This is a genomic window from Leucobacter sp. gxy201, assembly GCF_051043335.1.
In the GTDB taxonomy this organism is placed as follows: domain Bacteria; phylum Actinomycetota; class Actinomycetes; order Actinomycetales; family Microbacteriaceae; genus Leucobacter.
Genome location: NZ_JAMXWS010000001.1, coordinates 384,583 through 409,700 on the forward strand (window position 1 = coordinate 384,583; position 25,118 = coordinate 409,700).

The 25,118-nt window shown below is 70.3% G+C and carries 23 protein-coding genes; 16 read left to right on the forward strand and 7 right to left on the reverse strand.

Annotation, left to right across the window (positions count from 1 at the left end; genetic code table 11):
• Positions 1–25: 25 nt before the first annotated feature.
• Complete coding sequence (dxr, locus tag NHL51_RS01765; RefSeq protein ID WP_434141350.1) at positions 26–1,114, forward strand: 1-deoxy-D-xylulose-5-phosphate reductoisomerase; 1,089 nt, start codon at positions 26–28, stop codon at positions 1,112–1,114.
• Between the two features lie 117 nt (positions 1,115–1,231).
• Entirely contained in the window at positions 1,232–2,713 is a 1,482-nt protein-coding gene (locus tag NHL51_RS01770) for a M50 family metallopeptidase (RefSeq protein ID WP_434141678.1), read from the forward strand.
• A gap of 3 nt (positions 2,714–2,716) precedes the next feature.
• Here NHL51_RS01770 and NHL51_RS01775 read toward each other — a convergent pair whose 3' ends face one another.
• Positions 2,717–3,664 (reverse strand): D-alanyl-D-alanine carboxypeptidase family protein, encoded by a 948-nt coding sequence (locus NHL51_RS01775; protein WP_434141352.1) that lies wholly within the window; start codon positions 3,662–3,664, stop codon positions 2,717–2,719.
• A 133-nt stretch (positions 3,665–3,797) separates the two neighbouring features.
• Here NHL51_RS01775 and ispG point away from each other — a divergent pair, with 133 nt between their 5' ends.
• Positions 3,798–4,928 (forward strand): flavodoxin-dependent (E)-4-hydroxy-3-methylbut-2-enyl-diphosphate synthase, encoded by a 1,131-nt coding sequence (gene ispG / locus NHL51_RS01780; RefSeq protein WP_434141679.1) that lies wholly within the window; start codon positions 3,798–3,800, stop codon positions 4,926–4,928.
• A 20-nt stretch (positions 4,929–4,948) separates the two neighbouring features.
• On the opposite strand, the gene NHL51_RS01785 is transcribed toward ispG, so the two are convergent.
• Complete coding sequence (locus NHL51_RS01785) at positions 4,949–6,421, reverse strand: RNB domain-containing ribonuclease (protein WP_434141354.1); 1,473 nt, start codon at positions 6,419–6,421, stop codon at positions 4,949–4,951.
• A gap of 73 nt (positions 6,422–6,494) precedes the next feature.
• Between NHL51_RS01785 and NHL51_RS01790 the strand changes: the two genes are divergently transcribed.
• Entirely contained in the window at positions 6,495–7,619 is a 1,125-nt protein-coding gene (locus tag NHL51_RS01790; RefSeq protein WP_434141355.1) for a TIGR00730 family Rossman fold protein, read from the forward strand.
• A 9-nt stretch (positions 7,620–7,628) separates the two neighbouring features.
• On the opposite strand, the gene NHL51_RS01795 is transcribed toward NHL51_RS01790, so the two are convergent.
• The 4 genes from NHL51_RS01795 to NHL51_RS01810 all read right to left on the reverse strand — a co-directional run bounded on the left by NHL51_RS01795 (position 7,629) and on the right by NHL51_RS01810 (position 11,116).
• Entirely contained in the window at positions 7,629–7,964 is a 336-nt protein-coding gene (locus tag NHL51_RS01795) for a type II toxin-antitoxin system RelE/ParE family toxin (RefSeq protein ID WP_434141357.1), read from the reverse strand.
• The gene (locus NHL51_RS01800; protein WP_434141359.1) at positions 7,945–8,184 is read right to left on the reverse strand and encodes a type II toxin-antitoxin system ParD family antitoxin; all 240 of its coding nucleotides are present in this window, start codon (positions 8,182–8,184) and stop codon (positions 7,945–7,947) included. The genes NHL51_RS01795 and NHL51_RS01800 overlap by 20 nt, the downstream gene beginning before the upstream one ends.
• 80 nt (positions 8,185–8,264) lie before the next feature.
• A complete protein-coding gene (locus NHL51_RS01805) occupies positions 8,265–8,711 on the reverse strand; it encodes a YdeI/OmpD-associated family protein (RefSeq protein ID WP_434141361.1) in 447 nt (148 codons plus the stop codon).
• Positions 8,708–11,116, reverse strand: a complete 2,409-nt coding sequence (locus NHL51_RS01810) for an ATP-binding cassette domain-containing protein (RefSeq protein WP_434141362.1) — start codon at positions 11,114–11,116, stop codon at positions 8,708–8,710. Before NHL51_RS01810 ends, NHL51_RS01805 begins: the two co-directional genes overlap by 4 nt.
• A 182-nt stretch (positions 11,117–11,298) precedes the next feature.
• Between NHL51_RS01810 and NHL51_RS01815 the strand changes: the two genes are divergently transcribed.
• The 6 genes from NHL51_RS01815 (at position 11,299) to glmM (ending at position 18,737) form a co-directional block, all read left to right on the forward strand.
• Positions 11,299–11,877: a 50S ribosomal protein L25/general stress protein Ctc gene (locus NHL51_RS01815; RefSeq protein ID WP_434141364.1), complete on the forward strand. Its 579-nt coding sequence runs from the start codon at positions 11,299–11,301 to the stop codon at positions 11,875–11,877.
• Positions 11,878–12,007: 130 nt separating this feature from the next.
• Positions 12,008–12,631, forward strand: a complete 624-nt coding sequence (gene pth, locus NHL51_RS01820; protein ID WP_434141365.1) for an aminoacyl-tRNA hydrolase — start codon at positions 12,008–12,010, stop codon at positions 12,629–12,631.
• Entirely contained in the window at positions 12,628–16,272 is a 3,645-nt protein-coding gene (gene mfd / locus NHL51_RS01825; protein WP_434141367.1) for a transcription-repair coupling factor, read from the forward strand. The genes pth and mfd overlap by 4 nt, the downstream gene beginning before the upstream one ends.
• Before the next feature lie 135 nt (positions 16,273–16,407).
• Complete coding sequence (rplM, locus tag NHL51_RS01830; protein ID WP_434141369.1) at positions 16,408–16,854, forward strand: 50S ribosomal protein L13; 447 nt, start codon at positions 16,408–16,410, stop codon at positions 16,852–16,854.
• 37 nt (positions 16,855–16,891) lie between these two features.
• Positions 16,892–17,371 (forward strand): 30S ribosomal protein S9, encoded by a 480-nt coding sequence (gene rpsI, locus NHL51_RS01835; protein WP_434141371.1) that lies wholly within the window; start codon positions 16,892–16,894, stop codon positions 17,369–17,371.
• Positions 17,372–17,387: 16 nt separating this feature from the next.
• Complete coding sequence (glmM, locus tag NHL51_RS01840) at positions 17,388–18,737, forward strand: phosphoglucosamine mutase (RefSeq protein WP_434141373.1); 1,350 nt, start codon at positions 17,388–17,390, stop codon at positions 18,735–18,737.
• A gap of 194 nt (positions 18,738–18,931) precedes the next feature.
• On the opposite strand, the gene coaA is transcribed toward glmM, so the two are convergent.
• Positions 18,932–19,921 carry a type I pantothenate kinase gene (coaA, locus tag NHL51_RS01845; protein ID WP_434141375.1) on the reverse strand — a complete coding sequence of 330 codons (990 nt, stop codon included), beginning with the start codon at positions 19,919–19,921 and terminating at the stop codon, positions 18,932–18,934.
• A 32-nt stretch (positions 19,922–19,953) separates the two neighbouring features.
• Here coaA and glmS point away from each other — a divergent pair, with 32 nt between their 5' ends.
• The 6 genes from glmS to tsaD are packed head-to-tail and all read left to right on the forward strand — an operon-like array spanning position 19,954 to position 24,974.
• Positions 19,954–21,795: a glutamine--fructose-6-phosphate transaminase (isomerizing) gene (gene glmS / locus NHL51_RS01850; RefSeq protein WP_434141377.1), complete on the forward strand. Its 1,842-nt coding sequence runs from the start codon at positions 19,954–19,956 to the stop codon at positions 21,793–21,795.
• Between the two features lie 10 nt (positions 21,796–21,805).
• Positions 21,806–22,192, forward strand: a complete 387-nt coding sequence (locus NHL51_RS01855) for a holo-ACP synthase (protein WP_434141379.1) — start codon at positions 21,806–21,808, stop codon at positions 22,190–22,192.
• Positions 22,189–22,698 carry a tRNA (adenosine(37)-N6)-threonylcarbamoyltransferase complex ATPase subunit type 1 TsaE gene (gene tsaE, locus NHL51_RS01860; protein WP_434141381.1) on the forward strand — a complete coding sequence of 170 codons (510 nt, stop codon included), beginning with the start codon at positions 22,189–22,191 and terminating at the stop codon, positions 22,696–22,698. The genes NHL51_RS01855 and tsaE overlap by 4 nt, the downstream gene beginning before the upstream one ends.
• Positions 22,695–23,357, forward strand: coding sequence for a tRNA (adenosine(37)-N6)-threonylcarbamoyltransferase complex dimerization subunit type 1 TsaB (tsaB, locus tag NHL51_RS01865; RefSeq protein WP_434141383.1), 663 nt, complete (start codon positions 22,695–22,697; stop codon positions 23,355–23,357). The genes tsaE and tsaB overlap by 4 nt, the downstream gene beginning before the upstream one ends.
• Entirely contained in the window at positions 23,350–23,826 is a 477-nt protein-coding gene (rimI, locus tag NHL51_RS01870; RefSeq protein ID WP_434141385.1) for a ribosomal protein S18-alanine N-acetyltransferase, read from the forward strand. The genes tsaB and rimI overlap by 8 nt, the downstream gene beginning before the upstream one ends.
• The gene (tsaD, locus tag NHL51_RS01875) at positions 23,823–24,974 is read left to right on the forward strand and encodes a tRNA (adenosine(37)-N6)-threonylcarbamoyltransferase complex transferase subunit TsaD (protein WP_434141387.1); all 1,152 of its coding nucleotides are present in this window, start codon (positions 23,823–23,825) and stop codon (positions 24,972–24,974) included. Before rimI ends, tsaD begins: the two co-directional genes overlap by 4 nt.
• The last annotated feature ends 144 nt before the right edge of the window (positions 24,975–25,118 follow it).

Below are 25,118 nucleotides of genomic sequence, written 5' to 3' on the forward strand. Positions count from 1 at the left end.
CGGTGGCTTCGGGCACAATGGTGGCATGAAGCGCGTCATCATCCTCGGATCCACCGGTTCGATCGGCGAGCAGGCGCTCGACGTCGTGCGCCGCAACCCGTCGAAGTTCCAGGTCGTCGGGCTTATCGCCGGTACGCAGGGCGAGCTCGTGCAGCAGCAGGCCGAGCAGTTCAACGTCGAGCACACCGGCCTCGGCGCGGACGCGGCGGTGCAGCTCATCCGAGATGTGCCCGCCGATGTCGTACTGAACGGCATCACCGGCTCGATCGGCCTCGCCCCGACGCTCGCGGCGCTCGAAGCGGGGCGCACGCTCGCCCTCGCGAACAAGGAGTCGCTCATCGTCGGCGGCGATCTTGTCACGGCGGCCGCGAAGCCCGGTCAGATCGTGCCGGTCGACTCCGAGCATTCGGCCATCGCGCAGGCGCTGCGATCGGGCTCCCGCGACGAGGTTCGCAGGCTCGTGCTGACCGCGTCGGGCGGCCCGTTCCGCGGCCGCACCCGCGACGCGCTGCGCGACGTCACGCCCGCCGAGGCGCTCGCGCACCCCACCTGGGATATGGGCCGCGTCGTGACCACGAACTCGGCGACCCTCGTGAATAAGGGCCTCGAGGTCATCGAGGCCCACCTGCTCTTCGGCGTCTCGTACGGCGACATCGAGGTGGTGGTGCACCCGCAGTCGATCGTGCACTCCATGGTCGAGTTCGTCGACGGCTCGACGATCGCCCAGGCCTCGCCCCCCGACATGCGCCTGCCCATCGCGCTGGGCATGACCTGGCCCGACCGTCTCGCGAACGTCGGCGCGCCGCTCGACTGGAGCACCGCCTCGACCTGGGAGTTCGAACCGCTCGATTCCGAAGCGTTTCCCGCCGTCGAACTCGCGAAGGAGGTCGGGCGGGCGCGCCGCACCTACCCGGCGGTGTTCAATGCCGCGAACGAGCAGGCCGTCGAGGCGTTCCACGCCGGTCGCATCGGCTACCTCGACATCGTCGACACGGTGCGCGACGTGCTCGAGAAGCACACCGCCCCCGACGCGCTCACGCTCGACACGCTCGTCGAGGCCGAGCGGTGGGCGCGCGAGCAGGCCGAGAAAGCGATCGCGGCGAAGGCCCGGTAGCGCCGCGGGTACGGCCAGACCCGACAGGGATCGTCGAGCCCGTCACGCGCAGCGTTCACCGGGCGCGCTCCCCGAAACTCCACAGCGCCGACCAGTAGCCTGAACCGCGTGATCGAAGTGCTGCTGTATGTGCTCGGAGTCGTGATCCTGCTCGCGGGTCTCGCGCTCTCCATCGCCCTGCACGAGGTCGGCCATCTGCTGCCGGCGAAGCTCTTCGGCGTCAAGGTGACGCAGTACATGATCGGCTTCGGCAAGACCATCTGGTCGCGCCGCATCGGCGAGACCGAGTACGGCGTCAAGATGCTGCCGTTCGGCGGATACGTCGCGATGACGGGCATGTACCCGCCGCAGAAGCCGGGGGAGGCGCCGCGCGCCTCGACGACAGGGTTCTTGAACACGGTCGTGCAGGAGGGCGGCGCGGTCGCCCACCGCGACGGTCGCGGCGCCGTGCTCGAGATCGAGCGCGAGCTCGACCGCGTCGGCGATGCCGGCGACGGCGCTGTTGCGGGCGGCGATGCCGAAGACGTGCCGGGGGAGTCCCGCAGAGGGATCGCCGGCCTCGTCGACGAGGCGCGGCTCGCCAGCGCCGAGACGATCGCGCACGGGGAGGACCACCGCACCTTCTACCGGCTGCCCGTGTGGAAGAAGATCATCATCATGCTCGGCGGGCCGTTCATGAACCTGGTGCTTGCCTTCGTGTTCTTCGCGATCGCGCTGGTCGGCTTCGGCGTGCCGCAGTCGAGCACGACCCTCGCCCAGGTGAGCGAATGCCTGCTGCCCGCCTCGAGCACGTCGACGAGCTGCTCGACCGGCGACCCGGCGGCCCCCGCCGCCGCGGCCGGGCTGCTGCCGGGCGACCGCATCGTCTCTGCCGACGGCGCCCCGATCGACGACTGGCAGCGGTTCAGGGATCTCGTCTCGGCGTCGCCGGGAGTGCCGATCGATCTCGTGATCGAGCGCGGCGGGGCCGAGCAGCGCCTCGAGCTCACCCCCGTGGCGAACGAGCGCGCGGTGGTCGACGACAAGGGTGCCGCCGTCACAGGTGCGGACGGCGCACCGGTCACCGAGACCGTGGGCATGGTCGGCGCGACGCCGGCCTCGGAGACCGTCGCGCTGCCGATCACGGCCGTGCCGGCCTACGTCGGCGATAACGTCGCGAACGTCGCGGGCGTCATCGTGCGCCTCCCCGAGCGCATGGTCGATGTCTGGAATGCGGCGTTCGGCTCGGAGGCGCGCGACCCGAACGGCCCGATGGGCGTCATCGGGGTCGGCCGCCTCGCGGGCGAGGTCGCGAGCCTCGACCAGGCGCCGGTCGCGGCGCGCACCCAGATCATGGTGCAGCTGCTCGGCTCGCTGAACGTCGCGCTCTTCGTGTTCAACCTGGTGCCCCTCATGCCGCTCGACGGCGGGCACGTCGCGGGCGCCCTGTACGAGGGGCTGAAGCGCGGCATCGCGCGCCTGCGCGGCAGGCCCGATCCGGGCCCGGTCGATACCGCGCGCATGGTGCCCGTCACCTTCGTCGTCGTGATCGCGCTCGGCGCGATGAGCGTGCTGCTCGCCTACGCCGACATCGTGAAACCGGTGTCGCTCTTCGGCTAGCTCCTAGTAGGTCGGGGCGGCGGGGAGGCCGAAGTAGTCCTCGAGGTTCGGGATGCCCTTCGCCTGCATGTCGGCGGCGACCTCCGGCCCGACGTAGCGGAAGTGCCAGGGCTCGTACACGTAGCCGACGACGGGCTCCTGGCCCGGCTGGTAGCGCATGATGAAGCCGAAACGGTACGCGTTGTCGCGCGCCCAGATGCCCTGCGGCGTGCCGCCGAACGCCTCGCTGAGACCGCAGCCGCCGCACTCCGTGATGTCCATCACGAGCCCGGTCTGGTGCTCCGAGAAACCGGCCCGAGCCGAGTAGGTCTCGGCCGCCTCGACGCCGTCCGACGCGACGTAGCTGTCGAAGAGGGACACCTGGTAGTAATAGTCGCGGAAGCCGCTGGCGATCGTGAACGGGACGCCGGCGGCCGAGGCCTCGGCGTACATCGCCTCGGCCGCCGCCGCTGCCTCCGCGCGCATCGGCTGGCCGTTCTGATTCGGCACGTTCGGCATCACGAGGTCGCCGGGGGCCCAATCGATCGGATTGAACGGGCGCTGCTTGTTGACGACCACCTGGTACGAGGCGGGGTCGTCGACCGACCACTGCGGGGCCGGCGGTTCGACGGGCACCTCTTCGACGGGCGGAGCGGGCTCGGGCGTCGGCTCCGGTGTCGGTGTCGGAGTCGGAGACGGCGTGCGCTTCGGCGCCGCGGGCTTCGACGCCTCGGCCGCGGTGCTCTGCTGCGACATCGCCGAGATCGTGGCCCAGGTCGCACCGCTCGCACCGAGCACGGCGGCGACCCCGATCACGGTGCCGATGAGGAGGCGCTTCCGCCTGCGCCCGCTCGCAGCCGCGGGAGTGCTTGCCGGGGTCGGGGGCGTCTCAGCCGCGCCGTCGCTCTGCTCGCGCGCCTGTTCGTCGTGAATGCCTTGCACGAGGTCTGAGAGGTCGTCGGGGTTCGTCATCGCTGCCAATCGCACGTCCGGGTCTGCGTCACAGGCGATCCTACCCGCGGCACCGGGCGACCCGGCGGAGGAGCACGGCGCTTCCCGGGACGACCGCTGTAGACTCGGGCCCGTGGCAGCTGTGAATCTGGGAATGCCGTCCGTGCCCGAGGTGCTCGCACCGCGGCGCGCGACTCGGGCGATCAAGGTCGGTTCGGTGACCGTCGGCGGCGGTGCGCCGGTGTCGGTGCAGTCGATGACGACGACGCCGACGACCGACATCAACGCGACGCTGCAGCAGATCGCCGAGCTCACGGCGTCGGGCTGCGACATCGTGCGCGTCGCCGTGCCGAGCCGCGATGACGCCGAAGCACTGCCGATCATCGCGATGAAGAGTCAGATCCCGGTCATCGCCGACATCCATTTCCAGCCCAACTACGTGTATGCGGCGATCGATGCGGGCTGCGCCGCGGTGCGAGTGAACCCGGGCAACATCCGCAAGTTCGACGACCAGGTCGGCGAGATCGCGAAGCGCGCGAAGGCCGCCGGGGTGTCGCTGCGCATCGGCGTGAACGCGGGTTCGCTCGAGCCGAGCCTGCTGCAGAAGCACGGCAAGCCGACCGCAGAGGCGCTCGTGGAGAGCGCCGTCTGGGAGGCCTCGCTCTTCGAGGAGCACGACTTCCACGATTTCAAGATCTCGGTCAAGCACAACGACCCGATCGTCATGGTGAAGGCGTACCGGCAGCTCGCCGAACGCGGCGACTGGCCGCTGCACCTCGGCGTCACCGAGGCCGGCCCCGCGTTCCAGGGCACGATCAAGAGCGCCACCGCGTTCGGCATCCTGCTCTCCGAGGGCATCGGCGACACGATCCGCGTCTCGCTCTCGGCCCCTCCGGTCGAGGAGGTGAAGGTCGGCCTGCAGATCCTGCAGTCGCTGAACCTGCGCGAGCGCAAGCTCGAGATCGTCTCGTGCCCGTCGTGCGGCCGCGCCCAGGTCGACGTCTATACGCTCGCCGAAGAGGTCACGAAGGGCCTCGAGGGCATGAGCGTGCCGCTGCGCGTCGCCGTCATGGGCTGCGTCGTGAACGGCCCGGGCGAGGCCCGCGAGGCCGATCTCGGCGTCGCGAGCGGCAACGGCAAGGGTCAGATCTTCGTGAAGGGCGAAGTCATCAAGACGGTGCCCGAGAGTGAGATCGTCGCGACCCTCATCGCCGAGGCGAACCGCATCGCCGAGGAGATGGGGCACGAACGCGAATCGGGCGCGCCCGAGGTCGTCACCGTCTAGACGATCGGCTCCGGCGGCCGTCAGGCGAGCGCGAGCGCGAGCCTGCCGCTCGGCACGTCGGCGCTCACCACCCGCGCCGAAACCTCGGTGCCCGGCGCGAGTCTCTCGGGCACCGGTTCTGCCGACGCCGTGATCGGCGGGTCCGCGATCTGCAGGCGCGCACGCGACCCGCGCACCTCGAGCACGGTTGCGGCGACCACATCGCCGATGCGGTCGTGCAGCAGCGCGGCCTCGACGCGGTCGAGCGCCTCGCCGCCGATGCGGCCCGCGAGCGACGACGAGGCCCGCATGAGCGCGGGCAGGTCGCCGAGGCTCGCCCGCGCCCACTCGGGTACGGGGGAGCCCGAGCAGAGCGCTTCGCAGATGACGAGGCCCCAGCGGTCGACGAGGCGTCGCAGCGGCGCCGTCACGTGCGCGTAGGGGGCGGCGATCGCCGACTGCACGGCGTCCTCGGCCGAGACCGTCCCGCCCGCGTCGAACACGGTGTAGCCCGCGCCGCGGAAGAGGCTGGCCGCAGCGTGAAGCACGGCGAGGCCCTGCGCCGTGTCGCGGGGCACATCGCGCAGGTAGTCGCCGTACGCCGTGCGCTCGGGCCACGGGAGCCCGAGCGCCCGCACGCGCACCTTGAACTCGGCGAGGGTCTCGGCTTCGGGCGCCGGCATGGTGCGCAGAATGCCGATGCCGCCGTCGAGCATGATGCGGGCCGCAGCCATGCCGGTGAGGAGGGACAGCTGCGCGTTCCACTCCTCGACGGGCAGCGGCGACCGGCGTTCGATGCGGTAGCCGGAGTCGTCGCACACGATCTCCTCGTCGGGCATGCTCAGGCTCGCGCCGCCGCGCCGGTGCTCCTGCGCGATGCGCAGCAGACCGAACTCGCGCAGCAAACGCACCTGCTCGCGCGCGCTCTCCGCGTCGATCTCCCGCTGCGCTGCGGCGTAGTCGAGTCGTGCGCGCGAGCGGACGAGGGCGCGCTCGACCCGTGCCGGCGCCGCGGCGCCTCCCTCGAACTCCGCGGCTCCCGACGCGTCGACAGGGATCGTCCAGACGTACGCCGTGCGGTCGCCGGTCGGGTGCAGAGACACCCGGTCCTCGCTGAGGATCGGCGGGTGCAGCGGGACGAGGCCGTCGGGCAGGTAGAGGGTCTGCCCGCGCCGCCGCGCCTCCAGATCGATGGCGCCGCCGGGCCGCACGAACGACGGCACGTCGGCGATCGCGTACCGCAGCACGTAGCCGCCGGCGGCGTCGCCCGCGGGGGCGGGCTCGATGCAGAACGCCTGGTCGAGATCCTGCGACCCCTCGGGGTCGAGCGTGACGAACGCGATCCCGCGCAGATCGAGGTCGGGGAGCGGGCCGCCATGCGCCGCCTCGGCCTCGGCCAGCACCTCGGCCGGGAAGCCGACGGGCACGCCCGATTCGGTGCGGAGCTCGGAAAGAGCGGCCGCGAGGCCGTTCTGTTCCGTCCGCCGGGTGAGATGCGCGCGCCGACTGGGCATGGCCCCAGCCTAGACCTCCCTGCGCGGGGCGCCGCCCGGAATCTTCCGTTCCGATCTCCTAGACTCTGCAGATATGGCCGATCACGTACAGAATCCCGCCGACGACGCTCTCGCCCGATCGATCGACGCGCTGCTCGCGGAGGCAGGCATCGCGCACCAGCGCAAGCTCGTCGAACAACTGATCGAAACGAGTCTCGGCCTGGGAGAGGACGGCACGAGCCGCGCCAATCTGAAGCTCACCGCGGCCGCGATCGCCGAGATGCGGCGCGCCTTCCAGCTCTTCGCCGGCCACGAGGGCCCGCGCAAGGTGACGATCTTCGGCTCGGCGCGCACCCTCGTCGGCGACCCGCTCTGGGAGCAGGCCGAAGCGGCGGCGCGCAGCCTCTCGGAGCTCGGATGGATGGTCGTGACGGGGGCCGGCCCCGGCATCATGGAGGCCGCAGCGCGCGGTGCGGGCCCCGAGATGTCGCTCGGGGTCTCGATCCGGCTCCCCATGGAGGAGAAGCCGAACGACATGATCAACCAGGACGGCAATCACGTCGCCATGCGCTACTTCTTCACGCGCAAGCTCATGCTTGTGAAGGAGTCGAGCGGATTCGTCTGCCTGCCCGGCGGCTTCGGCACGCTCGATGAGACGTTCGAGCTGCTCACGCTGCAGCAGACGGGAAAGATGCTGCCCGCCCCGATCGTGCTGCTCGACCGGCCCGGCGGAGATTTCTGGGGCGGCTTCGAACGCTTCGCCCGCGAACAGCTCGCCGCGTCGGGCATGATCGCCGAGGACGACCTGGATCGGGTGCTCATCACCGACTCCGCCGAGGAGGCGGTCGAGGAGATCGCCGGGTTCTGGCGCAACTTCGACTCGCTGCGCTGGGTGCCCGACCGCAGCGCGACCGGCCCCGGGGCGCCCGAGGCGGAGGCGCGCTCGGCGGCGGGCGACGGCGAGCCGCCGAAGTACGACCGCCTCGTGCTGCGGCTGCGCGCGGAGCCGACCGCGGCCGAGATCGCCCAGCTGAACGAGCGGTTCGGCGAGATGCTCGCGGAAGGCCGCATCGAGACGACCGGCCCGGTCGGCCCCGAGGTCGTCGACCGCGACCGGCTCGAGCTGCCGCGCCTGACGCTCGTGCCGATGCCGCGCGCGGTCGGCAAGCTGCATCGGCTCATCCGGGCGATCAACGCGCTGGAGTCCGCGCCCCGCTGACCGCTGAGCCTACTCGTCGCTCGACGCGGCGAGATGCTGGGGAATGTCCCGACGTTCGTGCAGGACGCGCAGAACCTCGATGCGACTCTCGTCGGCGATCTCGATGTAGAACAACAGGTACGGGAAGTCTCGAGCCTTGCAGAATCGCAGTACGGCGCCGGGAAGAGCCTTCGAATACGCGTCTGAGCCGAGTGCAGGATAGTCGACGATGCGGTGAGAAGCCTCGGCCATCGCGTCGATGAACCGATCTGCGATGTCGTTCGAGCTGTGCTCGGCGTACCAGGCGACTGCACTGAGGTATTCGAGTCGCGCCTGGTCCGTCCAATTAAGCGTCGGCGTGCTCACGCGCGATCCGCCTTGCTTCAGCGTGTATCTCTTCCGAGGACATCGTCGACAGCGGCGAGTTCATCCCGTCGAGGATCTTCTGCCGGAAGATCGCCTCCTCGCGCTTCTCGCGGATGAGCTGGCGCATGTATTCGCTCGCCGAGGTGTACGCGCCGTCGTGCACTTCGTGCTCGACGAACTCCTTGAGCTCGTCACTGAGGGAGATGTTCATCGTGGCCATGCCCGGATTCTACTGCGAATGACAATCTTTGTCATAGGTCATGCAATATATCGGCCCTAACCCGATGCGGCTTTGGCGTGTCAAGCCCCCGCTGCGGCGCGCGCGACGGCGGTCGCGATGCGGCGCTCGCGGGTCTCGGGGCGCTTCGCCTCGAGGATCGCGTTCACGAGCTCCTTGCGGTGCGTGAAACTGAGTCGGTCGAACGACTCGCGGCTGCCGGGTGCCGCGTCGAGCGCCGCGGCGAGATCGGCGGGCATTTCGACTTCTCGGGGCGCAGTGTCGAGCGCTATCCCAGCCTCGATCTCATCGCCGATCTCGACGCCGAGCGCGGCGCGGTTGGCTTTCGAGATGCCGATCATGTACGCGCCGCCCATCGAGGCGAGGCGCAGCCGCGCCGAACGCCCGCCGATCGTGACGATCACGGCCGCGCGCTTGCCGCCGCCGAGCGCGGCGACCTGACCCTCGTCGAGAACGATCGCAGTGGCCGGGCCGTGGGGCTCGAGCACGGTGCGCACGGTGAGGCTCATCCCGCCTCCTCCTCGCCCCGCGCCACGTAGGCGGCGAGATGCCGCCCGGTGAGCGTCGAGCCGTCCTCGACGAGCGCCCGCGGCGATCCCTCGAACACGACCTCGCCTCCCGTATGGCCCGCGCCCGGGCCGATGTCGATGATCCAGTCGGCATGCGCCATCACGGCCTGATGGTGCTCGATCACGATGACGCTCTTGCCCGCATCGACCAGGCGGTCGAGCAGTTCGAGCAGACGCTCGACATCCGCGAGGTGCAGCCCCGTCGTCGGCTCGTCGAGCACGTAGACGTCGGCGTCCTCGATCATGCGGATCGCGAGCTTCAGGCGCTGGCGTTCGCCGCCGGAGAGCGTCGAGAGCGGTTGGCCGAGCTTGATGTATCCGATGCCGGCCTCGACGAGGCGGTCGAGGATCTTCGCGGCCTTCGGCACCTTCGCCTCGGCGCCCGCCTCCGAGGTTCCGGCGAAGAACTCCCGCGCTTCCGCCATCGACAGGTCGAGCACCTCGGCGATGCTCTTGCCGCCGAGCGTGTACTGCAGCACCTCCGAGTCGTAGCGCTTGCCGTCGCACACCTGGCAGACGCTCTCCATCGTCGCCATCATGCCGAGGTCGGTGTAGATGATGCCGGCGCCCTTGCATTCGGGGCAGGCGCCCGCTGAGTTGGCGCTGAAGAGCGCCGGTTTCACGCCGTTCTGCTTCGCGAATGCCGTGCGCACCGGGTCGAGCAGGCCGGTGTACGTCGCCGGGTTCGAGCGCCTGGACCCCTTGATCGGTCCCTGGTCGACCGCCACGACGCCCTCCCGATTCGAGACGTACCCGTGCACGAGCGTGCTCTTGCCCGAGCCCGCCACTCCTGTGACGGCGCAGAGCACGCCGAGCGGGAAGTCGACGTCGACGCCCGTGAGGTTGTGCTTGTCGGCGCCGCGCACCTCGAGCGCGCCGGTCGCCTCGCGCACCGTCACCTTGAGCTTCGCCCGATCGTCGAGATGCCGCCCCGTGCGCGTCCCCGAAGCGCGCAGGCCGTCGACGGTGCCCTCGAAGCAGATCTCGCCGCCGTCGGTGCCGGCACCGGGCCCGAGATCGACGACGTGGTCCGCGATCCCGATCATCTCGGGCTTGTGCTCGACGACGAGCACCGTGTTGCCCTTGTCGCGCAGCTTCACGAGCAGCGCGTTCATGCGCTGGATGTCGTGCGGGTGCAGGCCGATCGACGGCTCGTCGAAGACGTAGGTCGCGTCGGTGATGGGGGAGCCGAGGTGGCGGATCATCTTCGTGCGCTGCGACTCTCCGCCCGACAGCGTGCCGGTCGGGCGCTCGAGCGAGAGGTAGCCGAGCCCGATCTGCACGAACGAGTCGAGCGTGTCGATGAGCTTCGCGATCAGCGGCGCGAGCCCGGGGTCGTCGATCGTGCGCGCCCACGCCGCCACATCCGAGATCTGCATCGCGCACACATCGGCGATCGAGCGCCCGTCGATCTTCGATGATCGCGCGGTCGCGTTCAAGCGGGTGCCGTCGCATTCGGGGCAGGTGCGGAAGACGATCGCGCGATCCACGAACGCGCGGATGTGCGGCTGCATCGCCTCGCGATCCTTCGACAGCATCGACTTCTGGATCTTCGGGATGAGGCCCTCGTAGGTGAGGTTCACGCCCTCGACCTTGATCTTCGTCGGCTCCTTGTGGAGCAGGTCGTCGAGCTGCCGCTTCGTGAAATCGCGGATCGGCGTGTCCATCGGCACGACGCCCGAGAAGACGCGCCCGTACCAGCCGTCCATGCTGTAGCCCGGCACCTTGAGGGCCCCGTCGTTCAGCGACTTGTCGGCGTCGTAGAGCTCGGCGAGGTCGAAATCGCTCACCGAGCCGCGGCCCTCGCAATTCGCGCACATGCCGCCGAGCACCTCGAACGAGCGCCGCTCCTTCACGGTGCGGCCGCCCTTCTCGACGGAGACCGCGCCCGCGCCCGAGACCGAGGCGACGTTGAACGAGAACGCGTTCGTGCCCCCGATGCGCGGCGATCCGAGGCGCGAGAAGACGATGCGCAGCATGGCGTTCACATCGGTCGCCGTGCCGACGGTCGAACGGGGGTTCGCGCCCATGCGCTCCTGATCGACCGTGATCGCGGTGGTGAGCCCCTCGAGCACATCGACGTCGGGGCGCGACTGCGTGGGCATGAACCCCTGCACGAACGCGCTGTACGTCTCGTTGATGAGCCGCTGCGACTCGGCCGCGATCGTGCCGAAGACGAGCGAGCTCTTGCCCGACCCCGAAACTCCCGTGAACGCGGTCAGACGGCGCTTCGGGATCTCGACGTTCACGTTCTTGAGATTGTGCTCGCGTGCTCCGGAGACTCGGATGCGATCGTGCGAATCGGCGGGGTGGACCTGCGCTCGGCCCGCGGCTTCAGTGCTCATAGGGGACAGGGTAGCGCGGGCAGGGGCCGTGCGCTCGCCATCGTGTATTATGGGTTGCTGTACTTCGGCGAGGGGCGCAGCACTGCGCCCGTGATCGACGCGGTAGTGCCTCTCACGGGCCCTTCTGACGCGCCAATCGGCGAGACAATTCGAAAGGGCGCAAGGCCCGTAAAGGAGACATCATGAGCGAGAACAAGCTCGTCGCGAATGCACGCGACAACTTCGGCAAGGGCGCAGCGCGCAAGCTCCGCGCCGCCGGCCAGACCCCGGCCGTCGTCTACGGCCACGGCACCGACCCGCTGCACATCTCGGTCGATGCGCACGCCCTCAGCCTGATCGTCCGCCAGGCGAACGCGCTCATCGAGCTCGACGTCGACGGCAAGCCCCAGCTCGTGCTGGTCAAGGACGTGCAGAAGGATCCGGTGCGCCAGATCATCGAGCACATCGACCTCATCGTCGTGAAGAAGGGCGAAAAGGTCGAGGTCGAGGTTCCGGTGCACGTCACCGGCGTCTCCTTCTCGGGCACCAACGCGCTGCAGGAGCTCAACACCCTGCGCCTGAGCGTCCCCGCGACGAACATCCGCGACTTCGTCGAGGTCAGCGTCGAGGGCCTCGAGGCCGGCACCCGCATCGTCGCCGGCGACGTCCAGCTCGACGCCGATGAGCTGCTGCTCGACGCTGCCGACCAGCTCGTCGTGCACATCGTCACCCCGCGCGGCGCTTCGGAGGACGAGGGCGCCGAGGCAGAGGCCGCCGAGTAAGCGACCCACCGCAGCAGAACCCGTCGGGCCGGCCATCGCGCCCGACGGGTTTTTGCATGCCGCGGATCGTGACCCCGGTCAGCGATCTGCGGCAGAATTGTCGGGGGCCGATGCGAGCATGGAGGCGTTGATGTTCTGGCGCACACGGAATGAGGGAGCGGAACGAGTGTCCGAAGACAGCTGGTTGATCGTCGGCCTGGGCAACCCGGGGGCGAAGTACGAGACCACCCGGCACAACGTGGGCCAGATGGTGCTCGACGTGATCGCCGATCGGCTCTCCGCGCGCTTCTCCTCGCACCGCACCGGCGCGCGCGTCGCCGAAGGACGCATCCGTCCGGGCGGGCCGAAGGCGGTCCTCGCGAAATCGAACGGATACATGAACACTTCGGGCGGCCCGGTCTCCGCGCTCGCGAAGTACTTCGGCGTGCCGGCCGAGCGCATCATCGTGATCCACGACGAGCTCGACCTGCCGTTCGACACGCTCAAGCTCAAGCAGGGCGGCGGCCACGGCGGCCACAACGGCCTCCGCGATATCGCCAAGGCCCTCGGCACCCCCGATTTCCTGCGCGTGCGCGTCGGTATCGGGCGGCCGCCCGGGCAGCAGGACGCGGCCGACTTCGTGCTGCGGCCGTTCTCGAGCGGCGAGCGGTCGACGCTCGCCGTGCTGCTCGAGGACGCCGCGGACGCGGCCACCGCGCTCATCGACGACGGCCTGCTCGCGGCGCAGCAGCAGTTCCACGGAGCCAAGCAGTGAGCCTCGGCGGCATCGAGCGGCTGCTCGAGCAGTCGGAGTCGTTTCTGCAGGCGCAAGACGCCGCCGCGCAGGATGCCGACTTCTCGGTGACGGAGGGGCTGCGCGCCCCGCTGGTCGCCGGGCTCCTGCGACGGCTGCGCGGCGGCGGCGACCGCGGGGCGCTGCTGCTCATCGCGGCCACGAGTCGCGAAGCCGATGCCCTGCGCACTGCGATCGCATCGATTCTCCCGAAGGCCGACACCGTCGAGTTCCCGGCGTGGGAGACGTTGCCGCACGAGCGGTTGAGCCCGAGCCCCGAGACCGTCGGGCGCCGCGCGCAGGCGCTGCGCATGCTGCGGGAGCACACCGGCGAGCGCATGCTCGTCGTGGTCGCCTCGGTGCGCGCCGCACTGCAGCCGATCTCGCCGCACGCGGCGACGGCCGAGCCGCTCGTTCTGACAGCGGGCGCCGCATCCGACGGCCTCGACACCGTCGCTCGCGCACTCGTCGATCGCGCGTACACCCGGGTCGACATGGTCACCCGGCGCGGCGAGTTCGCCGTGCGCGGCGGCATTCTCGACGTGTTCCCGCCCGAAGCGCCGCACGCGGTGCGCGTCGACTTCTTCGGCGACGAGGTCGACCAGATCCGGGCCTTCTCCGTCTCCGACCAGCGGTCGGCAGGCGACCCGCTGCCCGCGGTCGAGCTGTGGCCGGCGCGCGAACTGCTGCTGACCGACGATGTGCGCGAGCGCGCCGCCGCGCTGCTGCCCCGGTTCCCGGCGCTCGGCACCCTCCTCGAGAAGTTGAGCAACGGCATCCCGGTCGAGGGGATGGAGAGCCTGCTCCCGCTGCTCGTGCCCGAACTGCTCCCGCTCACCTCGCTCATGCCCGAGGGCGGGGCCGTGCTCGTGGCGTCGCCCGAGCGCGTCGCCGGGCGCGCGGTGAGCCTCGTCGAGACGAACCGCGAGTTCCTCGAGGCGGCCTGGCATGCGGCGACCGCGGGCGCGGATGCGCCGATCCCCGCCGACGACTCGAGCATGCTCACGATGCGGGAGCTGCGATCGGGCTCCCGGGGCCTGCGCCCGTGGTGGACTCTCTCGAGCTTCGTGCACGGCGAGGATGCATCCGCCGAGCACGAGGGGGGCGCCGACCCCGTCGTGCCCGTCGACCCCGCCGCGATCGCCGTGCACGGCGCGCCCTTCCCGCGCCCGGCGCAGAGCGCAGACCCGACGGGCGCCGCCATCCGAGTGCTCGGCGAGCGCATGCGCGAAGGCTGGCACGCGGTCGTCGCCGCCCAGGGCATGGGGCTCATCGAGCGCGCCCGCGACGTGCTCGCCGAGGCGGGCGCCGCCGCGCGCATCGTCGACGAGCTGCCCGCAGAGCTCGAGAACGGCGTCGTCTACCTCGTCACCGGCGTCGCGCCATCCGGCTTCGAGAGTCCCGAGGCGAAGCTGCTGCTCGCCACCGAGGCCGAGTTCTTCGGCCGCGCCGTCAGCGCTCAGGCCGCGGGCAGCCAGAAGCTCGCCCGGCGCCGCGGCAAGAACGTCGTCGACCCCCTGAAGCTCGTCGCCGGCGACTACGTCGTGCACGAGACCCACGGCATCGGCCGCTTCGTCGAGCTGACGCAGCGCATGGTGCCGACCGGCATGGGGCGCGATGCCGAGAAGGCGCCCCGCGAATACCTCGTGCTCGAATACGCCGCCTCGAAGCGCGGGCTGCCCAAGGACAAGCTGTACGTGCCCACCGATCAGCTCGACCAGCTCTCGCGCTACGTCGGCGGCGAGGCGCCCGCCCTGTCGAAGATGGGCGGCAGCGACTGGTCGAACGCCAAGTCGAAGGCCCGCAAGGCCGTGCGCGACATCGCCGTCGAGCTCGTGAAGCTCTACTCGGCGCGCGTCGCCTCGAAGGGGCATGCGTTCTCGCCCGACACCCCCTGGCAGCACGAGCTCGAGGAGGCGTTCCCGTACGCCGAGACGCTCGACCAGCTCACCACCATCGACGAGGTGAAGCGCGACATGGAGCGGCCGATCCCGATGGACCGCCTGCTCGCCGGCGACGTCGGCTTCGGCAAGACCGAGGTGGCCGTGCGCGCGGCGTTCAAGGCGGTGCAGGACGGCAAGCAGGTCGCCATGCTCGTGCCCACCACGCTGCTCGTCACGCAGCACCTCGAGACCTTCCAGAACCGCTTCGCAGGTTTCCCCGTATCCATCCGCCCGCTCAGCCGCTTCCAGACCGAGAAGGAGTCGACCGATACGATCGAGGGCCTGGCTGCGGGCACCGTCGACGTCGTCATCGGCACCCACCGGCTCCTCGCCGAGAGCGTGCGCTACAAGGATCTCGGGCTCCTCATCGTCGACGAGGAGCAGCGCTTCGGCGTCGAGCACAAGGACGCGCTGAAGAAGCTGAAGACCGGCGTCGACATTCTCGCGATGAGTGCGACGCCGATTCCGCGCACCCTCGAGATGGCGGTCACCGGCATCCGCGAGATGTCGACGCTCGCGACCCCGCCCGAGGATCGCCACCCGATCCTCACCTTCGTCGGCCCGCGCAGCGACAAGCAGATCGCCGCCGCCATCAGGCGCGAGCTGCTGCGCGAAGGGCAGGTCTTCTTCGTGCACAACCGCGTCTCGTCGATCGGGCGCATCGCCGCCCAGATCTCGGAGCTCGTGCCCGAGGCGCGCGTCGCCGTCGCCCACGGCAAGCTCTCGGAGCATCAGCTCGAGCGCGTGGTGCAGGATTTCTGGGAGCGCAAGTTCGATGTGCTCGTCTCGACCACGATCATCGAGACCGGCCTCGACATCGCGAACGCCAACACCATCATCATCGACGCCGCCGACAAGTACGGCCTGAGCCAGCTGCACCAGCTGCGCGGCCGTGTCGGGCGCAGCCGCGAACGCGCCTACGCCTACTTCCTCTACGACCCCGACAAGCCGCTCACCGAGCACGCGCACGAGCGACTCGAGACGCTCGCGACGAACAACGAGCTCGGCTCGGGCATGCAGGTCGCGCTGAAGGATCTCGAGCTGCGCGGTGCCGGCAACCTGCTCGGCGGCGAGCAGTCGGGGCACATCGCGGGCGTCGGCTTCGACCTCTACCTGCGCATGATCGGCGAGGCCGTGAACACGTTCAAGGGGGAGGAGACGAGCGGGCCCTCCGAGCTCGTGCTCGAGCTGCCCGTCGACGCGCACATCCCCGAGGCGTACGTCGAGAGCGAGCGGCTCAGGCTCGAGGCCTACCAGAAGTTCTCGGCCGCATCGCACCCGCAGGCTCCGGAGGATCACGTCGCGCTCGTGCTCGAGGAGCTCACCGATCGCTACGGCGAGCCGCCCGCGGAGGTCGAGCGCCTCGCTGCGGTCTCGGCGCTGCGCCGCCGGGTCACGAAGCTCGGCATCGCGAAGCTCGTCGCGATCGGCCCGAACCTGCGTATCGAACCCGTGCGGCTGCTCGACTCGCGGCGCATGCGCATGAACCGCATGTACCCGGGCGCCCGCTACACCGAATCCACGGGGGTGCTGCAGATCCCGATGCCGGGCTCTGCCTCGCCCGCGCGCAGCCCGCTCGCGTCGGTCGGACGCAAGCCGACGGACGATGACGGCGATGTCGTGGCCTGGGCAGGGCGCGTGCTCGCGCACCTGCTCGAGGACGATGCGCCGGCCGCGTGATCCCTGTGCTAAAGTAGACCCTTGGTGCGCAAGCGCCCGATTTGTTGAGCCCTCCACGGCCCCTGCACCCTCGCGGGACGGGGCACGGAGCGGGATTCACGAAACACCTCCATTTCGACAGAAAGCAGCACGACAGTGACTCGCACTTATTCGCCGAAGGCAGCTGAGCAGAAGCACGACTGGATCGTCATCGACGCCACCGACGTGGTTCTCGGCCGTCTCGCCTCGCACGCGGCAGCCCTGCTCCGCGGCAAGCACAAGACCACGTTCGCCCCCCACATGGACATGGGCGACTACGTCATCATCGTGAACGCCGACAAGGTCGTTCTGACCGCCAACAAGGCGGCCAAGAAGATGGCCTACCGTCACTCGGGCTACCCGGGCGGCCTCACCGCCGTCAGCTACACCGAGCTCCTCGCGAACAACCCGGAGCGCGCGGTCGAGAAGGCCATCCGCGGCATGCTTCCCAAGAACTCGCTGGGTGCCGACCTGTTCCGCAAGCTGAAGGTCTACGCGGGTGCCGAGCACCCGCACGCCGCGCAGCAGCCCACCCCCTACACCTTCGGCCAGGTCGCGCAGTAATCGCGCCCGACGAGACGTTCAAGAGAGAGACTGCACAGTGACTGAAGAGCAGACCGTGGCCACCGAGAGCTACACCACCGAGACCCCGGCCGCCCAGGCGACCGAACAGGCCCCGCGCCCCGCGCTCACCGTTCCCGGTGCCGGCGTCGGCCGCCGCAAGCGCGCGATCGCGCGCGTGCGCCTCATCCCCGGTTCGGGCACCGCGACCGTCAACGGCCGCGAGCTCGCCGAGTACTTCCCGAACAAGCTGCACCAGCAGCTCATCACCGACCCGTTCACGGTGCTCGAGCTGAACGGCTCGTACGACGTGATCGCACGCATCACCGGCGGCGGCCCCTCGGGCCAGGCGGGCGCCCTGCGTCTCGCCATCGCTCGCGCGCTCAACGAGATCGACGCCGAGCACAACCGCCCGACGCTGAAGAAGGCCGGCTTCCTGAGCCGCGACGCCCGCGTCATCGAGCGCAAGAAGGCCGGCCTCAAGAAGGCGCGCAAGGCTCCGCAGTACTCGAAGCGCTAAGCTTCGGAGCTTCCTTATGGGACGCCTTTTCGGCACCGATGGGGTTCGGGGTCTGGCCGGGGTCGATGTGACCGCCGACCTGGCCCTGGGCCTCGCCCATGCAGCGGCTCTCGTTCTCGGCCGTTCGGCCCGGAGCGAGAGCCGTCGTGCTACCGCCGTCGTCGCGCGCGACCCGCGCGTCTCCGGTGAGTTCATCGCGGCCGCTGTTGCAGCCGGCCTCGCCTCCGCCGGAGTCGACGTGCTCGACGCCGGCGTCATCCCGACCCCGGCAGCGGCGTACCTCGTCGCCGACACCGGCGCCGATTTCGGCGTCATGGTCTCGGCCTCGCACAACCCCGCCGCCGACAACGGCATCAAGTTCTTCGCTGAGGGCGGGCGCAAGCTCGCCGACGACATCGAGGACGCGATCCAGGAGGCCATGAGCCGGCCCCCGATCGCGGTCACCGGACGCGAGGTCGGCCGCATCCGCCGCTTTGCCGACGCCGAGGACCGCTATCTCGTGCACCTGCTCGGCACCCTCGAAGGCCTCCGCCTCGACGGGCTGCACGTCGTGCTCGACTGCGCGCACGGCGCCGCGGCCGGCATCTCGCCCGACGTCTTCAGCGACGCCGGTGCGAAGGTCACCGTGATCGGCAACGACCCCGACGGCTTCAACATCAACGACGGCGTGGGCTCCACCCACCTCGAACCGCTGATCGCCGCAGTCACCGAGCACGGCGCCGACCTCGGCATCGCGCACGACGGCGACGCCGACCGCTGCCTCGCGATCGACGCCGACGGCAACGTCGTCGACGGCGACCGCATCATGGCGATTCTCGCGCTCTCGATGTCGGCGCGCGGCCGCCTCGAGCAGAACACGCTCGTCGCGACCGTCATGTCGAACCTCGGACTGAAGCTCGCGATGGCCGACAACGGCATCGATGTCGTCGAGACCGGAGTGGGCGACCGCTACGTGCTCGAGTCGATCAACGCGAATGGCTACTCGCTCGGGGGCGAGCAGTCGGGCCACGTCATCATGAGCGAGTACGCGACGACCGGCGACGGCATCCTCACCGGCCTGCACATCGCGGCCGAGATGGTGCGCAGCGGCAAGACGCTCGCCGAGCTCTCGACATGCATGACCGTGTACCCGCAGGTGCTCGTCAACGTGCGAGGCGTCGACCGGACCGGCGTGAACGGCGACGAAGTGCTGCAGCAGGCCGTGACCCAGGCGGGTATCGCGCTCGGCGGCAAGGGCCGCGTGCTGCTGCGCCCCTCGGGCACCGAGCCCGTCGTGCGCGTCATGGTCGAGGCCGAGCACGAGGACCAGGCGCTGAGTCTCGCGAACGACCTCGCGGCCATCGTCAAGGAGCGCCTCGCGGTCTAGCAGATCCTCGTCGGAGAGCTCACGGCCCCGTCGACCCGAGCGCGGGTCGGCGGGGCCGAGTCGCGCCCTACGATGTACGGATCCCTGCTGAGTGCGGAGCCATACGGTTCACCGTCATGGCCCCGGTGGGCCATATGGCACCACACCTGTTGGAGCGCCGGCGCGGCCGGCGCCAGGGCAGGGAGCCGTTCGATTCAGAGCTTGCGCAGGAGCACCTTCTGCACGCTGTGGTCGGCGTCCTTGCGCAGCACGGCCGTGGCCCGCGCGCGGGTCGGTCGGATGTTCTCGATGAGGTTCGGCTCGTTGATGTTCGTCCAGAACTCGTCGGCGACGGCCATGGCGACCTCGTCCTCCAGGCCGGCGTAGCGGCGGAAGTACGAGTCGGGGTTCGAGAACGCGCTCGCCCGCAGCTTCAGGAAGCGGTTGCGGTACCAGCGGTGGATGTCGGACGTGCGCGCGTCGACGTAGACCGAGAAGTCGAACAGGTCGCTGACCGCGACCGGATGCTCCATCGACGCCGGGCGCAGCACGTTGAGCCCCTCGACGATGAGGATGTCGGGGCGGCGCACCACGGCGTACTCTCCGGGCACGATGTCGTAGATGAGGTGGCTGTAGATCGGCGCGCACACCTCGGGCACCCCGGCCTTCACCTGCGACACGAAGCGCAGCAGGGATCGCCGGTCGTACGACTCGGGGAAGCCCTTGCGCGAGGCGATGCCGCGGCGCCGCAGCTCGGCGTTCGGGTACAGGAACCCGTCGGTCGTGACGAGCGACACGTTCGGCGTCTCGGGCCAGCGCGCGAGCAGGTCGCGTAGAATACGGGCCACGGTCGACTTGCCGACCGCCACCGAACCGGCGATGCCGATGACGAACGGGCTCTGCTGCTCATCCGGATGCTGCAGGAAGCCGCGGGTGCGGTTGTGCATCTCGCGCGCCGCCAACGCGTACTGGTTGATGAGCCGACTGAGCGGCCGGTACACCTCGGCGATCTCGGTGAGGTCGAGCGGCTCGCCGAGGCCGCGGAACGCCCGCACTTCCTCCTCGGTCAGCGGCATGGGAGTGGTGTCCGCGAGGCGCGACCATTCCTCGCGCCCGATCTCGGTGAACGGCGTGAGGAATTCGGGTCGGATCAACGCCTGGGTGTCGGTTCCGATTTCGCCGGTCTCGGCGCTGCTGTCAGTCATCGTCCATCAATCGTGCCACTAAAATATTCCTCATGTGTGGAATCGTCGGATATGTCGGCCCGAATAGTACGGTCGACGCGCTGATCGGTGGCCTGCGCCGCCTGGAATACCGCGGATACGACTCGGCGGGCATCGCCGTGTACGACGACACCGGTCAGATCGCCGTGCGCAAGCGCTCGGGCAAGCTCGCGCGCCTCGAAGAGCTGCTCGAGGCCGCCCCCCTCGCGGCCGCGGGCACCGGGATCGGCCACACCCGGTGGGCGACCCACGGCGGCCCCACCGACGAGAACGCGCACCCGCACCTCGGCGACGACGGCAAGCTCGCGCTCATCCACAACGGCATCGTCGAGAACTTCGCCGAACTGCGCGCGGAGCTCGCGGGAGAGGAGTTCCACGGTGAGACCGACACCGAGGTCGTCGCCGTGCTGCTGGGCCGCGAGGTCGCCCGCACCGGCGATCTCGAATCCGCGTTCCGCGGCGTCGTGAAGCGTCTCGAGGGCACCTTCACGCTGCTCGCGATGCACCGGGACGAGCCCGGCAAGGTGGTCGCCGCCCGGCACCACTCGCCGCTCGTCGTCGGCCTCGGCGACGGCGAGAACTTCCTCGGCTCCGACGTCGCCGCATTCGTCAGCTCGACGCGTCGCGCCGTCGCTGTCGACGAGGACAACATCGCGATCATCACGCCCGAGGGCGTGCGCATCACCGACTTCGACGGCGCTGCGGTCGAGTTCGCCGAGTTCGAGGTCGAGTGGGATGCCGATGCGGCCGACAAGGGCGGCTGGTCGTCGTTCATGGCGAAGGAGATCAACGAGCAGCCCGAGGCGGTCGCGAACACCGTGCGCGGCCGCCTCTCGGGCCGCGCGGTCGTCGTGCCCGAGCTCACTCCGCTCGATGACCGCCTGAAGGAGATCGACCGCATCGTCATCATCGCCTGCGGTACCGCATCGTACGCGGGACAGGTCGGTTCGTACGCGATCGAGCAGTGGGCGCGCGTGCCCGTCGAGGTGCAGCTCAGCCACGAGTTCCGCTACCGCGAGCCGGTGCTCAGCGATCGCACCCTCGTCATCTCGGTCAGCCAGTCGGGCGAGACGATGGATACGCTCATGGCCGTGAAGTACGCGATCGAGCGCGGCACCACGACCGTCTCGGTGTGCAACACGCAGAGCGCCACCATTCCGCGCGAGTCGGATGCGGCCGTGTACACGCACGCCGGCCCCGAGGTCGCCGTCGCGTCGACGAAGGCCTTCACCGCCCAGATCACTGCGCTCTACCTCATCGGTCTGCACCTCGGCCGCGTGCGCGGCACCCTCTCGGACGACGATTCGGCCACGGCCGTCGCCGAGTTCGAGACGCTGCCCGAGAAGGTGCGCGAGGCCGTCGACACCCACGAGCAGATCGCTCAGCTCGCGCACTGGATGGCCGACACCCGCTCGGTGCTCTTCCTCGGCCGCCACGTCGGCTTCCCGATCGCCCTCGAAGGCGCGCTGAAGCTGAAGGAGATCGCCTACATCCATGCGGAGGGCTTCGCCGCGGGCGAGCTGAAGCACGGCCCGATCGCGCTCATCGACCACGGCCAGCCCGTGTTCGTGCTCGTGCCGAGCCCGCGCACCGCGCCGCTCATGCACTCGAAGGTCGTCTCGAACATCCAGGAGATCCGCGCACGCGGTGCCCGGGTGATCGCGATCGTCGAGAAGGGCGACACCGCGGTGCTGCCGTACGCCGACGACGTCATCCGCATCCCGCTCTCGGATCCGCTGTTCGACCCGATCCTGCAGGTCGTGCCGCTGCAGTGGTTCGCGCTCGAGCTGTCGACCGCGAAGGGCCTCGACGTCGATCAGCCGCGCAACCTCGCGAAGTCCGTCACCGTCGAGTAGCGTTCGCAGCATGATCGTCGGCATCGGCGTCGACACGGTCGACATCCCGCGCTTCGAGCGGCAGCTCGAGCGCACCCCGGCGCTGCTCGAACGGCTCTTCACGCCGACCGAGCGCGGGCTGTCGCTCGTCTCGCTCGCCGCGCGCTTCGCCGCCAAGGAGGCGCTGATCAAGGCGCTTGGCGGCTCGGGCGAACTGCGCTGGCACGACATGAGCGTCGCCAGGGATCGGGGCGATGCGCCGGCGTTCATCTCGACGCCGCGCTTCGCCGAGGCGCTCGCCGAGAAGGGCGCGCATCGCGCGCACCTCTCGATGACGCACGACGCCGGCGTCGCCACCGCGTTCGTCATCATCGAGCGCGACCCGCACGCGGAGACCCCCGGGGGAGGCGCGCGATGACGCGGCTCGAGATCGCCGACCCGGATGCGATGCACGACCTCGGCCTGCGGCTGGGGCGCGTGCTCGCTGCCGGCGACCTGCTCATCCTGACCGGGCCGCTCGGCGCGGGCAAGACGACGCTCACGCGCGGCATCGGCGAGGGCCTCGGCGTACGCGGGCCCGTGCAGAGCCCGACCTTCGTGCTCGCGCGCACCCACCCGTCGCTCGTCGGCGGTGCTCCGCTCGTGCACCTCGACGCCTACCGTCTGAACGATGCGACCGAGCTCGACGACCTCGACATCGACTTCGAGGCCTCCGTCGTCGTCGCCGAGTGGGGCGCCGGCCTCATCGACGAGCAGGAGTCGTGGGTCGAGATCGTGATCGAGCGCCCGGTCGGCGCGGGGGAGGCCGTCGATGCGGGCGCGGGGCCCGAGGCGGAAACCGACGCGGAGCACGAGCTCGTCGAACCGCGCATCGTCACCATCGCCGGGCACGGGCCCCGATGGCAGAGGGGAGTGCTCGCATGACCGACGCGCACAGCGATATCGCGGCGCCCGAGCTCGGCGGGCAGGTGCTGCTCGCGATCGACACGGCCATCGGCACGAGCATCGCGCTCGGCGCCGACGGGCGCATCACCGAGGTCTCGAGCGACGACCCCCGCGGCCACGCCGAGCTCATCGGCCCGCTGCTCGCCGAGGTCTTCGACCGCTCGGGCGTCGCGCCCGAGCGGGTGACCGGCGTCGTCGCAGGTATCGGGCCCGGCCCGTTCACCGGGCTCCGCGTCGGCATCGCCGCCGCGCACGTCTTCGCGCAGTCGCGCGCCGTGCCGCTCCTGCCGTTGCAGGGACACGAGGCCGTCGCGCTCGATCACCTGCGGGGCGCCGAAGCCGGCGTGCGCGTCGTGCAGGATGCCCGGCGGCGCGAACTATTCGTCACCGACTACTCGGGCGTCGACTGGGCGGGCATCCCCGTGCGCAGCGACGGGCCGCGACTCGTCGCCCGCACCGACCATGCCCCGGTCGTAGGCGAGATCTGGCCCGAGCGCATTCCGGCGAGCGGGCTCGTGCGCCTCGCCGCCCGTCGCCTGGCCGCCGGCCTCGCCTTCGAATCCGACCGCGCCCTGTACATCCGCCAGCCCGACGTGCTCGTGTCGTCGGGGCCGAAGAAGGTCATTCCGAGTGCTTGATGCGGTGGCGGGCGAGCTCTCGATCCGCTCGGCCGAAGAATCGGATCTCGACGCGATCCTCGCGATCGAACGCGCCGTGTTCGGCGGCGAGGCCTGGAGCGAGGGCGCGCTGCGCTCGGAGCTCACGGGCGACTTCCGCCGCTATATCGTGCTCGTCGATGAAGCCGGGGCCGTGCAGGGCTACGCCGGCCTTCTCGCGGTAGGCGACGACGGCGACATCCAGACCATCGCGCTCGCACCCGCCGTGCGCGGTGCGGGCCACGGCAGACGCCTCATGGATGAACTGCTCGACGAGGCCGACCGACGGGGCACCCGCCAGGTGTTTCTCGAAGTGCGCGCCGACAACCCGCCCGCCCGGGGCCTCTACGCCTCGCTCGGCTTCGCGGAGATCGGCGTGCGCCCCCGCTACTATCAACCCGACGACGTCGACGCCGTGGTCATGCGGCTGAATCTGGAGGACCGGCGATGAGCCCGAACCGCGAGCCTCTCGGGAGCGCTCATGGCACGAGTGTCGAGCCGCTCGGCAGTGCTTATGGCACGAGCGTCGAGCCGCTCGTGCTCGGCATCGAGACCAGCTGCGACGAGACCGGCGTTGGTATCGTGCGCGGCCGCACGCTGCTCGCCAATGCGATCGCGTCGTCGATGGAGGAGCATGCACGATTCGGCGGCGTCGTGCCCGAGGTCGCCGCGCGTGCGCACCTCGAAGCGATGACCCCGACCATCGACCGCGCGCTCGCAGACGCCGGCGTGACGCTCGACGAGATCGACGCCGTCGCGGTGACCTGCGGCCCCGGCCTCGCCGGCGCGCTCATGGTGGGCGTCTCCGCCGCGAAGGCGCTCGCGGTCGCGCGCGGGCTGCCCCTCTACGCCGTGAACCACCTCGTCGGCCACGTCGGCGCCGACCTGCTGCAGAGCGAGGGGCTGCGCCCCGCCGTCGGCGACATCGGCGAGCTCGAACTGCCGACGGTCGCGCTGCTCGTGTCGGGCGGCCATACGTCGCTGCTCGTCGTGCGCGACCTCACGGGCGACGTCGAGATGCTCGGCGAGACGATCGACGATGCCGCCGGCGAGGCCTTCGACAAGGTCGCCCGCCTGCTCGGGCTGCCCTACCCCGGCGGCCCCCAGATCGACCGCGCCGCCGCAGACGGCAATCCGACGGCGATCCGCTTCCCCCGCGGCCTGACGCTGCCGAAGGATATGGCGAAGAACCGCTACAACTTCTCGTTCTCGGGGCTCAAGACCTCGGTCGCCCGCTGGGTGGAGAAGCGCGAGGCCGAGGGGCTCGAAGTGCCCGTCGCCGATGTCGCCGCGAGCTTCAGAGAGGCCGTCGTCGACGTGCTGCTCACGAAGGCGCTCGCCGCGTGCGCCGACCTCGGCGTACCGCGGCTGCTGCTCGGCGGGGGCGTCGTCGCGAATGCGCGCCTGCGCGAGGTCGCCGCGGAGCGCTGCGCCGCCGCGGGCGTCGAGCTGCGCGTGCCGCCGCTGTCGCTGTGCACCGACAACGGGGCGATGATCGCATCGCTCGGCGCGCAGCTCGTGGCGGCCGGCCACGCGCCGTCATCGCTCGGCTTCGGCGCCGACTCGACGCTGCCGGTCACCGAGATCCAGGTCGCCTAGACCCGTCGCCTGCTCGACTCGTCGACTGCAGGCTGCCCGCCCTGCCGCCTGCCCGCCCTGCCGGCTGTTTACCCCGCCCGAACTTCGGCTCTCACCCGTATTTCGGATCGCATCCCCGGTTCTCATCCGAAATACGGGTGAGAG